The organism is Hyphomicrobium sp. (assembly GCF_020852195.1).
Taxonomy (GTDB): Bacteria; Pseudomonadota; Alphaproteobacteria; order Rhizobiales; family Hyphomicrobiaceae; genus Hyphomicrobium_C.
The window spans coordinates 49,235-59,161 of record NZ_JADZBI010000095.1 but is presented as its reverse complement, the minus strand read 5'-3'; the positions used below and the strand labels follow the sequence as shown (position 1 = coordinate 59,161).

The window sequence follows — 9,927 nt, the reverse complement described above, 5'->3', positions numbered from 1 at the left end:
GGCGGGGCGACGAATTGAAGCTGGTGTTCCCGCAGGAAGGGCTGGCGCCGGAAAGCCTGCTCGGGCTCGACTTCCCGCGCCGGTTCCTGAGCCCCATGGATGGTCCCGACCTAGCCCGGAACACGGCAGCGGCGGTTGCCTACGTCAAGGCGAACCCCATGTGGCGGCTGTCAGTGCAGACGCACAAGCGGATCGGGATCCCGTAGAAGGCAACGGGTAGTGGGCGGCCAGCAGCGGTGGGCGCTCCTTAACCGTCGCCTGCTGCCCGCTGTCTCACCCCTGGGGATGGCGCTCAAGGCCGAAATCCCCTATGTCACCGCCATGCGCATCTACAAAGAATTCCTGTTCGAGGCGGCGCACTTCCTGCCGTCCGCTCCGCCGGGTCACCCGAATTCGCGGATCCACGGCCACTCGTTCCGCGTGCGCGTCGTCATCGACGGCGAGCCGAAGCCGGATACCGGCCTCGTGTTCCATTTCGACGACCTCGCGGCCGCCATCGCGGAAGCCCACGACGCGCTCGACCACCGCCTCCTGAACGAGGTCGAGGGGCTCGAGATGCCGACGCTTGAGCGTATCTCCATGTGGCTCTGGAACCGCCTGCAGAACCGCGTGCCGGGGCTCGCCGAGATCCACGTCGCGCGCGACAGCTGCCACGAGGGCTGCATCTATACCGGCAGCGTCGAGCCGAAGCGGCTGGCCGCCGAGTAGCGGGTTAGCGGGAGAGCATCATGGGTCGCGAGACGACGGGCATCACGCTTCTGGGCGGCGCGGCGCCGATCCCCGAGAGCCCCGACAAGGCCATTCTCGAACGTGTCGCCAACCCGCATTCCGACACGACCTACGTCGCGCGCTTCACGGCGCCGGAGTTCACGTCGCTGTGCCCGGTCACGGGGCAGCCGGACTTCGCGCACCTCGTCATCGACTACGTGCCGGCCGACTGGCTGGTCGAGAGCAAGTCGCTCAAGCTCTACCTCGCCTCGTTCCGCAACCACGGCGCGTTCCACGAGGACTGCACGGTCGCCATCGGCAAGCGTGTTGCGGCGCTGCTCGAGCCGACCTTCTTACGCATCGGCGGCTATTGGTATCCGCGCGGCGGCATCCCTATCGACGTGTTCTGGCAGACGGGCAAGCTGCCTGCCGGCGTCTGGCTCCCTGACCAGGGCGTGGCGCCGTATCGGGGGCGTGGCTAGCTCTACCTGTCATCCCGGCCAAGCGACGCGCAGCGGAGCGCAGAGCCGGGACCCAGCAGAAGATTCTATCGCTATATTTTCGGTGCGCCTTCGGCGCAATCTTTGCGCTGGCTCCCGGATAACGCTCCGGCTCTCGCCTTCGCGTTTCCGGGATGACACGAGGCGGGCTATGCCTGCCCCTGCTCGGCGGGCTCTGCGACGGTCATGTCGTTGCCGCGCCAGGTGAAGCCGTCGCCGATCCAGCCTTCGAGCCATACCACCGGCAGCGAAAGGTCGCGCACCAGCCAAGCCACAGGAGAGACGAGGCTCAGGTGCCAGCCCGCAGCCTTCGCGAGCACGGCTTCGGTGCCGAACCAGAGGGTCGCGACGAGGCCCGCGGCAACGGCGGCGTCGAGATCGAGCAGCGGGGCCGCAAGTACGGCGGCGCACATCGGCGCCACGCTGGCGGTCAGCACCTCGGGCGCATAGCAGAGCGGGAACGTCGCGCGCCGCAGCCTGGCCCAGCGGATCTGGCGGTCGAGGACCTGGCGGCGGCTGCGCGTGCCGAGCGGCTGCTCGAACGGCGCACCCACGAGGCGCACGCGGTATCCCTCGCCTCTCACGATCTTGGTCGCGGCGGCATCCTCCGCCACCTCGATGCCCAGCGCACGAATGCCGCCGGCGGCGTCGAGCACCTCGCGCCGCCACAGCATGGACTTGCCTTGTGCAAAGCCGAAGCCGACCGTGTCGGCCGCGAGCTGCCAGCGCGCCTGATAGGTGTTGAGGAACGCGCACTCGACCTCGGCCCAGAAGCCGAGCGGGCGGCTGCCGACGGGCGGCGAGCACACGAGCGCAGTGTCACCCTGCATCTCCGCCATGAGCTGCGCCACGTAGTTCGGCGGCATCAGGACGTTGCTGTCCGCGATGACGATCCAGGAGTGGCGCGCGGCGGCCCAGCCCTTGATGACGTTGTTGAGCTTTGGGTTCGGCGTGCTCTTGTCGTCGCCGATCAAGAGGCGTGCATCCACATGCGGGTGCTCCGCGATCAGGCGGCGTACCAGAGGTACAGCAGCGTCGCGGTCGCGCGCGGAGCAGAAGAGCAGCTCGAGACCGGGATGGTCGAGCGTGAACGTGGAGCGGAGCGTCAGCTCGTCGAACGGGTCGAGGCCGCAGACGGGTCGGATGATCGAGACTGGGGGAAGCGTTTGCTCAGGATCCGGAGGTGACGCGCGGTGTCCGCGAATGCGCCAGATCGAGATCGCCGCCGACGCCACATGGACCAGCGTCGCGAGCACGAGGAATACAAGGGCTGCCCATTCCATCACTGGTTCGCGATCTCCTCGCCAAGCGCCGTAAGGGGGAGTCCTTCGAGGATTCACGTAACAGGCGGATGACACTCGCGTGACGGTTCGATAACGGACGATGCAGGCACGGAGCAATGCGGCCAAACCCGCGGCGGGAAAAAGAAAAGGGGACGCACGAAGCGCCCCCTTCCAAGTCTGCGGGAGAAGTGTTTGCCCGAGTGCGTCGATCGACGAGCAGGGACGCGATCACTCTAGCAGGCGCCGGCTGACCTGCGTCAACGCCGGATCCCGAGCGTGCGCGGCGCCATTTCGCCGCGCATCTGTGTCATGAAACTATAATGTTGGACGCAGAGGTCCGTATGACGGAGCTTTGCGCAGGGAACGCATGCGTGGCCCGAAAAGCTTTGCGGAAAATTTCAGGAGCGCGGGACGCGCCGCCGTGCTCATTCTCGCCCCGAAGATGCCAAAGAACTGAGATGCTCCACGGCTATCGTGCGACTCAAAATGCGGAGCAACAGTTCAGGAGCGGCGCAATGTCCTTGACCCTCGACGCCCTCGAGCCGGGTGACATCGTCGAGATCAAATATCGCCTGTGGCGTCCAGCGGACGGCCGCGGCGAGGACGTCGTGGAGAAATGGATTCAAGCGTGCGTTGTCGCCTGCGAGCACGGCACGTGGCCGCTTGCCCGGCTCTCGGATGGACAGGTGACCGAGATCCGCCCATTCATGACGTGGCGCCGCATTGGACGCAGCCGACGCGCGCCCGCTCCGATCGCGGCGTAGCTTCGTCGACGCCTTCGTGCTCAATACTTCGGAAGTAGCCTAGCCGGCCGCGCTGCTCGGCGACGGAACGAGCACCGGACGCTTCGGTGCGGCAGCCCCTTTGCGCGCCGCGGGGGCCGGCTTCGCACTCTTCCGCGCGGGCTTGCGTGCAGGACGACGCGTGCCTTTGGGCGCGGTCAGCTTGTCGAGCTTTTGCGCCAGCTCCGCCTGCTGCTCGCTAAGCGATTTGAGCTCGCCCTTGAGCTTCTTGAGCTCGGACAGAATGCGATCGAGCCGCTCGCCCTTTCCTGCCTTCTTCTTACCCATGGCACACATCCTCGTGACGCTGAGACGTCGGGGGACGATACTCCCTCGCCGGCGCCAAGACAAATGACGGGCGGCGATCAGTGCTCGATGCCGCCCCAGAACGCGGCAAAGGCTTCCGCCGACGCCTCCGGTCGCTCGCGCTGCCACCAGTGTCCGCAATCGAGCCGCACCACACGGGCCCCGGTGACGGCGCCGATGCGGTCCGCGTATTCGGGTGCCGCGTAGGCGTCGCGCTCGCCCCACAGCACGAGACCGGGCGCCGTAATGCGCGGCAGATCCGCTCCCCATTAGCGGAACACGTCCCGGCCGGAACGGTAGAGGCGGAGGATGCAGTCCTTCATGCGCGCGTCGATGCGGCCGGCCGTCTCGCGTGCGTCGACCGCGGAGAGCCCGGCGCGCGCCAGCATGTCGGCAGCAAGCTCCGGCGAGAGGCGCTGCATGGCCTTCTCGCCCGCGCCCGGAGTCTGCCAGAGGCGGGCCGTCGGATGCCACGTGTAATCCGCCGTGAAGGGTGCGCCGCCGCCGACCCAGCTCCGGATCAGGTCCGGGCGCACACAAAGGACGCGCATCGTGAGGGTCGAGCCCCAGTCGTGGGCGACGACATCGCGCGGGGTGGGCACGGCCTCAAGCGCCGCCACCAGCCAGGCGAGATAGTCCTCCTTGGTGGCTTGGAACTCCGGAGGGCATTCGCGGCCGAAGCCCGGCAGAGACAGCACGGCAATCTCATCGGCGGCGAGCAGGGGCGCGAGCCGTGACCACACCTCAGCCGTGTCCGGGACGCCGTGAACGAGCACAACGGTCATGCGTTCACGGCCCTTCCGGGCGCTGCGGCACCGGACCGGACGCACAAGATCCGAGACTATTGATTGAGATCAAGCTTCACCACACCGTTCCGGGCTTTCATGCATGCGACGACTCCATCGTTCCTCCCCATTCCTCAGAGTCGTTCCGCCGGACGTCTCCCCTGTGGTCCGGTATCAGTCCCGAAGCCCTGCGCTTCGGGACTTTCTATTTGCATCCGACGGCGAGGATACTAGCTGCAGGCTCCGGTGCCTTCCAGCACGACGCACGATCGATGTCGCGGCGCCGAAAGAGACAAGAACACGTGCGCTGGCTATGATCGCCGAAGATGCCGTACGGGGACATCCGTGAGCGAGCGACACCGCATTCAGCGCCGACCGACCGTTACCGCGCCGGGCGCCGCACCGCGCAGCCCCCTCCTCGCGTGGCTCAAGCGCGAATGCATCGCCCTCTTTGCCTTGAGCGGCGCTGCGCTGACCGTGCTTGCCCAGCTTGCCAACGTCATGCCGGTCGCGCCGCAGCTCTCGCTCGTGCTCGCGCGATGGCAGGAGCTGATCTACACGCTCTGGCGGCCGCCGCTCGACCTCGTCGGCATCGGCGTCCACCCGCACATCATCGCGGCGCTCAACGTCTCGGCCTTCATGGCGCTGCTCGGCGTGGGCGCGCGCATCTCGGCCCGTCTCGCCGGCAAGCCGCTGGAGCCCATCCGCGCCGGTCGCTTCTTCGACGACCAGACGTGGCCGAGCATGCTGGTCTTCGCGGCCCTTTGCATCATCTTCCTGCTCGACAGCGGCGGCTTGGACGAGGCGAGCGCTCTGATCGTCATGGGCAGCAAGGAGATTGGAAAGTATGCCTTCGCGGTTCTGGTCACGGTCGGCTACTTCGCCGGCGACTTCATCGGCCACAGGGAGTTCCACCTGCGCCTTTACCGCCTGGCCGTGATCGTCGCGCTGCTCGCCGCGGCGAACCTCGCCATCGTCCATTTCAGCGGGAGTGCGGGGTGAGGCTGGCACTCATCACAGCAGCGAGGGCACCGTGAGCAAGACCGCGGCGAAGGACTTCGACAGCATCGCCGATGACTACATGTTCTTCGAGCGGCATGCGACCGAAGCGCGGGAAGACGCCCGCGTCTACGCGCTGCAGGTCGCGGAGATCGCGCCGGCGCGCGGTCCGATGAGGATGCTCGATTTCGGTTGCGGCGCCGGTGCGTTTACAATGCGATTTCTCGAGCTCGCAGGCTGGCCGCGCGAACGATTGCACTTGACGCTCGTGGACCCTGCGGTGTCAGCGCGCCACCTGGCTGTAAAGCGCCTGGCTTCGTTTACGTCCGCACCCATCACAGAAACGAGCGGGCTGCCTCCAGGGCTCGACGGATGCTTCGAGGTCGTGCTTTCGAACCACGCCCTCTACTACGTTTCAGATCTCCAAACGACCTTGGCGCGGCTGATCCAGGCCTTGGCGCCGACGGGCATTCTCCTGGCCGCGATTGCGGCGCGAACCAACGCGCTGATCGAATTCTGGATCGCCGGGTTCAATCTGCTGGGACGCGACGTTCCCTACAATACATCCGAGGACGTCGAACGTGCGCTTCAGGCCATGGGGGCCGCTTACCGGAAGCACCCGGTGTCCTACACGCTGACGTTCCCGGATACAGAAGAGAACCGCATGCGCATCATTCGCTTTCTCCTGGCGGATCATCTCGCTGAAATGCCGCTCCCACCGCTCATGGAAATGTTCGATCGGTATCGCCGCGGCGGCAGGATCGAGATCCACACCGATAGCGATCATTTCACGCTTCTCGGCGTATGACGCCCGATGAAAGGTAACGAAGCCCGGGGAGCCCTTCTGACCGCCACGTGTTGCCAAGAGCCCGTGCCGCTCCGTTTTACGCCCGAGCGCGGGGCAAAGGACGGGAAGTCGGTCTAAGCTCTTGAAAAAACTGGCTGGGGCGGGAGGGTTCGAACCTCCGCATGGCGGAATCAAAATCCGCTGCCTTACCACTTGGCTACGCCCCAATGACCGGCCCCGCAGCGCCGCAAGGCGGGGGCGCCGGGGGCCGCACCATAGTGAGAGCGTTCCCGGACGGCAATCCTCGTCCGCGACGAAATTCAGGCTGCGATCGCTTGCCCTGCCCCGGACCTGTCGCTATAAAGCCGCCTCGCGCTTCGGCCCCACTCGGCAGCCGGAGGGCCTTTCATGAGACGTCGAGGGACATTGCGGTCGGGCGGAGCGTAGCGCAGCCTGGTAGCGCACTTGCTTCGGGAGCAAGGGGTCGGGAGTTCGAATCTCCCCGCTCCGACCAATGTCCTCAGACACCTCGCGACTCGCGCCGCTCCCATGAGCCCGCGAGATGGCCCACGGCAACGGCGCTCATCCGCATTCCTACTTTTTCGTCTGCAGGTTTTGCATGGCCTCGGCCACCAGACGGCCGAGCTCCTGGGCCTGCAGCGCATAGGCTTGCATCTGCGACTGCGCAAAACGGCTCTGATGCGCCAGGATCTCCTGGATGTCCTTGGCACTCGCGAGGTCGCTTGCCAGCGCGAACGCCGCTTCCGCGTTCTGCTTGGCGAACTTGGTCGCGCGGTCCTGCACGGCCCTGAACCCCGACGACATGTCGTTGGCTGGCAGCGACTTGGTCCAGAAGCTCATGGCCTGCGTCATCGCGTCCATGAACTGTCCATAGGCCGCTCGGGCCTGATCGACGTTCTTCTCGGCGAGATCGCGCATCTGCTGGGGGATTTCGAACGGGTTCTGGGACATAAGCTTCTCCGGCTATTGTGCTCCACGTCGGGGGAGGCCTATTGGTAGCGCCTATTGCGCGCTGCGCATACCGGCTTCTTCGTCCCGCCCGGCGGGCCTGCTCCAAGTCATTCCGGCAGCGCGATGAACTCCTCGGAGTCGCTCGGAACCGGCGTGAACCGCCGTGCCTTCCAATCCGCCTTGGCGGCGGCGATGCGGTCCTTCGAGGAGGACACGAAGTTCCACCAGATGTGGCGCGGCCCGTCCATCGGCTCGCCGCCGACCAGCATGATGCGCGCCATGGACGTGGCGAGGATCGAGATCCGGTCGCCCGGCCGGAAAACGAGCAGCCGGCCCTCTCCGAATGACTGCCCGGCGATGTCGACCTGGCCCGAGACCACGTAGACCGCCCGCTCGTCGTAGTCCGGGTCGAGCGGCAGCACCGCGCCCGGTGCCAGCACGGCCTCGGCATAGAAGCAGTCGTGCGGGAAGGCCGCCGGCGACCGCGCGCCGTAGAGCGAGCCCATGATCAGGCGGACCGTCTTGCCTTCGCCCGTGATGCGCGGCAGCGCCAGGGTGTCGTAGTGGGCGAAGTTCGGCGCGTCCTCCTCGTGCGCCTTCGGCAAGGCGGCCCACGCCTGAATGCCGTACAGCTTCGATCCGGCGGCGCGAGCCTCCGCGCTCGAGCGCTCGGAGTGCACGATGCCGCGCCCGGCAGACATGAGGTTCAGCTCGCCGGGCTTGACGGCCAACTCAGTGCCAAGGCTGTCGCGATGCATCAGCTCGCCGGCAAAGAGATAGGTGACGGTGGCGAGGCCGATGTGCGGATGCGGGCGCACATCGATGCCGTTGCCGACGAGGAACTCGGCCGGTCCCATCTGGTCGAAGAAGATGAAGGGGCCGACCATCTGTCTGGCCTCGGAGGGAAGCGCGCGACGCACCTCGAAGCCGCCGAGATCGCGCGCCCGTGGCACGATGATATGCTCGATCGCATCACACGTAGCAGCATCGCCTGGCTTGGGATCATCGCAAGGCTGCCAACTCATCAGTGTCCTCCTCATCGTGTGCGACAACAGAATAGCGAGTCGCTGCGCGCGCTGCCAAAAACTTCCTCTTGCCAGACCTCCGTTCGCAGATACCGTAAGACGACAGATAGGGACGGCACCGGGAGGACGGCAATACAGACATGTCCGCAGACGACACCACGGCGTTGATCGAGGCATCTGCCGCCAACCTCGGGCTCACGATCGCGCCCGAGTGGAAGCCAAACGTCGCCATGTTCATCGAGGTTGCACGCGGCATGGCGCGACTCGTCGAGGGCACCGGCGCGGCGGCTTCGGCCGAGGCCGAGCCGGTGTTAACGCCCGGCGCCACCTCGGCGTGCTCCGCCGAATGACCGCACCTCCGCCGGCCACAGCGCGCAACATCGCCCGCACGGTGAGCCGAGGGGACGCCTCGGCCGAAGAGATCTTGCGTGCGGCGTTGGCGCGGATCGACGCGCGCGACGGCGAGATCGGCGCCTTCACCGACATCACGCGCGAGCGCGCGCTCAGCGAGGCCAAGGCCGTGGACGGCGCCCGTACCGCCGGCCGGCCTTTGGGGCCGCTCGCGGGCGTGCCCTATGCGGTCAAGAACCTCTATGCGATTGCCGGCCTCTCGACCCGCGCGGGGTCCAAGATCAGCGCCGCGGACCCGCCCGCCGAGCACGATGCGCTTCTCATCGCGCGCCTGCGGGCAGCCGGCGCGGTGCTGCTCGGCGCCCTCAATATGGGCGAATACGCCTACGATTTTACAGGCGAGAACGCGCACTACGGCCCCTCGCGCAACCCGCTCGACACGGCGCGCATGACGGGTGGCTCGTCGGGCGGATCGGCGGCGGCGGTGGCGGCCGGGTTCGTCCCCGTAGCGCTCGGCTCGGATACCAACGGCTCGATCCGTGTGCCGGCCGCGTTCTGCGGGCTCTACGGCCTGAAGCCGACGTACGGCCGCCTGCCGCGCACCGGGACCTTCCCCTTCTGTGACAGCCTCGATCACTTGGGGCCGTTCGCGCGCTCGGTCGCGGATCTCGCGCTCGTCTACGACGTGCTGCAGGGGCATGACGCGTCCGATCCTGTCTGTGCGCGGCGGGCGGCCGAGCCCATTGCGGCCGAAATCAGCAAAGGGTCCGATGGGCTCAGGATCGCGGTTGCCACCGGCTACTTCCGCGCCGATGCAGAGCCCGGAGCGCTGGCAGCACTCGACCGTGCCGCGGCGGTGCTGGGCGTGAGCGACGAGGTCGATATTCCGCGTGCTGCAGAAGCGCGTGCGGCGGCGTTCCTCATCACCAACGCCGAGGGTAGCGCGCTGCATCTCGAGCGCCTCCGCCGCCGCCCGGCCGATTTCGATCCGGACACGCGCGACCGCTTCATAGCGGGCGCGCTGCTGCCAGCCTCGTGGTATGTCGCCGCGCAACGCTTCCGCCGCGTGTTCGAGGGCGTCATGGCGGAGCTGTTCCAGCGCTTCGACGTGATCCTTGCGCCGGCGACGCCGACGAGCGCGCCGCTGCTCGGCCAGAAGACGCTTTCGATCGACGGCAAGGACGTGCCGCTGCGCGCGCACATGGGTATCTACACGCAGCCGATCTCCTTCGTCGGATTGCCTGTCGCGGCGGTTCCGGTGCGCGAGGCGGGCGCGCTGCCCCACGGCATCCAGGTCATCGCCGCGCCGTGGCGCGAGGACGTTTGCCTGCGCGTCGCCGCAGCGCTCGAGGCCGCTGGCCTTAATGCGATCGATCCCGCCACGGGCGCTTGATCGCGCCGCGTCTTGCGCTGTCATCCCGGCCAAGCG

At 67.1% G+C, this 9,927-nt stretch carries 11 protein-coding genes, 2 tRNA genes and 2 pseudogenes; 9 read left to right on the top strand and 6 right to left on the bottom strand.

All coding sequences use genetic code 11. The annotated features are described in order from the left end of the window. The 3 genes and pseudogenes from IT540_RS07820 to queF all read left to right on the top strand — a co-directional run. Positions 1 to 206: pseudogene (locus tag IT540_RS07820) on the top strand (7-carboxy-7-deazaguanine synthase); the annotation flags it as partial. A gap of 13 nt (positions 207 to 219) precedes the next feature. After that, positions 220 to 708: a 6-carboxytetrahydropterin synthase gene (locus IT540_RS07815; RefSeq protein WP_291175405.1), complete on the top strand. Its 489-nt coding sequence runs from the start codon at positions 220 to 222 to the stop codon at positions 706 to 708. 20 nt (positions 709 to 728) lie between these two features. Next, a complete protein-coding gene (queF, locus tag IT540_RS07810) occupies positions 729 to 1,190 on the top strand; it encodes a preQ(1) synthase (RefSeq protein WP_291175402.1) in 462 nt (153 codons plus the stop codon). Between the two features lie 167 nt (positions 1,191 to 1,357). Here the strand turns inward: queF and IT540_RS07805 are convergent, their stop codons facing one another. Next, positions 1,358 to 2,491, bottom strand: a complete 1,134-nt coding sequence (locus IT540_RS07805; protein WP_291175408.1) for a ceramide glucosyltransferase — start codon at positions 2,489 to 2,491, stop codon at positions 1,358 to 1,360. Between the two features lie 515 nt (positions 2,492 to 3,006). Between IT540_RS07805 and IT540_RS07800 the strand changes: the two genes are divergently transcribed. Next, complete coding sequence (locus tag IT540_RS07800; protein WP_291175400.1) at positions 3,007 to 3,255, top strand: hypothetical protein; 249 nt, start codon at positions 3,007 to 3,009, stop codon at positions 3,253 to 3,255. Between the two features lie 39 nt (positions 3,256 to 3,294). Here IT540_RS07800 and IT540_RS07795 read toward each other — a convergent pair whose 3' ends face one another. Together IT540_RS07795 and IT540_RS07785 are read right to left on the bottom strand one after the other, a co-directional pair. Further along, positions 3,295 to 3,561, bottom strand: a complete 267-nt coding sequence (locus IT540_RS07795) for a hypothetical protein (RefSeq protein ID WP_291175398.1) — start codon at positions 3,559 to 3,561, stop codon at positions 3,295 to 3,297. Between the two features lie 77 nt (positions 3,562 to 3,638). Continuing rightward, positions 3,639 to 4,364, bottom strand: a pseudogene (locus IT540_RS07785) (alpha/beta fold hydrolase). Positions 4,365 to 4,709: 345 nt separating this feature from the next. On the opposite strand from IT540_RS07785, the gene IT540_RS07780 reads away from it, so the two are divergent. Further along, entirely contained in the window at positions 4,710 to 5,366 is a 657-nt protein-coding gene (locus IT540_RS07780; protein ID WP_291175391.1) for a hypothetical protein, read from the top strand. A gap of 31 nt (positions 5,367 to 5,397) precedes the next feature. Further along, on the top strand, positions 5,398 to 6,171 hold the full coding sequence (locus IT540_RS07775) for a methyltransferase domain-containing protein (protein ID WP_291175390.1): 774 nt from the start codon (positions 5,398 to 5,400) through the stop codon (positions 6,169 to 6,171). A 131-nt stretch (positions 6,172 to 6,302) separates the two neighbouring features. Here IT540_RS07775 and IT540_RS07770 read toward each other — a convergent pair. Beyond that, positions 6,303 to 6,377 (bottom strand) — tRNA-Gln (locus tag IT540_RS07770). Between the two features lie 210 nt (positions 6,378 to 6,587). Here IT540_RS07770 and IT540_RS07765 point away from each other — a divergent pair. Then, positions 6,588 to 6,664 (top strand) — tRNA-Pro (locus IT540_RS07765). 80 nt (positions 6,665 to 6,744) lie between these two features. Here the strand turns inward: IT540_RS07765 and IT540_RS07760 are convergent. Both IT540_RS07760 and IT540_RS07755 read right to left on the bottom strand, forming a co-directional pair. Next, positions 6,745 to 7,122, bottom strand: coding sequence for a phasin family protein (locus IT540_RS07760; RefSeq protein ID WP_291175389.1), 378 nt, complete (start codon positions 7,120 to 7,122; stop codon positions 6,745 to 6,747). Positions 7,123 to 7,229: 107 nt separating this feature from the next. Continuing rightward, on the bottom strand, positions 7,230 to 8,147 hold the full coding sequence (locus IT540_RS07755; RefSeq protein WP_291175388.1) for a pirin family protein: 918 nt from the start codon (positions 8,145 to 8,147) through the stop codon (positions 7,230 to 7,232). Between the two features lie 140 nt (positions 8,148 to 8,287). Between IT540_RS07755 and IT540_RS07750 the strand changes: the two genes are divergently transcribed. Together IT540_RS07750 and IT540_RS07745 are read left to right on the top strand one after the other, a co-directional pair. Beyond that, the gene (locus IT540_RS07750; protein WP_291175385.1) at positions 8,288 to 8,497 is read left to right on the top strand and encodes a DUF4089 domain-containing protein; all 210 of its coding nucleotides are present in this window, start codon (positions 8,288 to 8,290) and stop codon (positions 8,495 to 8,497) included. Beyond that, on the top strand, positions 8,494 to 9,891 hold the full coding sequence (locus IT540_RS07745; protein ID WP_291175382.1) for an AtzE family amidohydrolase: 1,398 nt from the start codon (positions 8,494 to 8,496) through the stop codon (positions 9,889 to 9,891). Before IT540_RS07750 ends, IT540_RS07745 begins: the two co-directional genes overlap by 4 nt. Positions 9,892 to 9,927 lie beyond the last annotated feature (36 nt).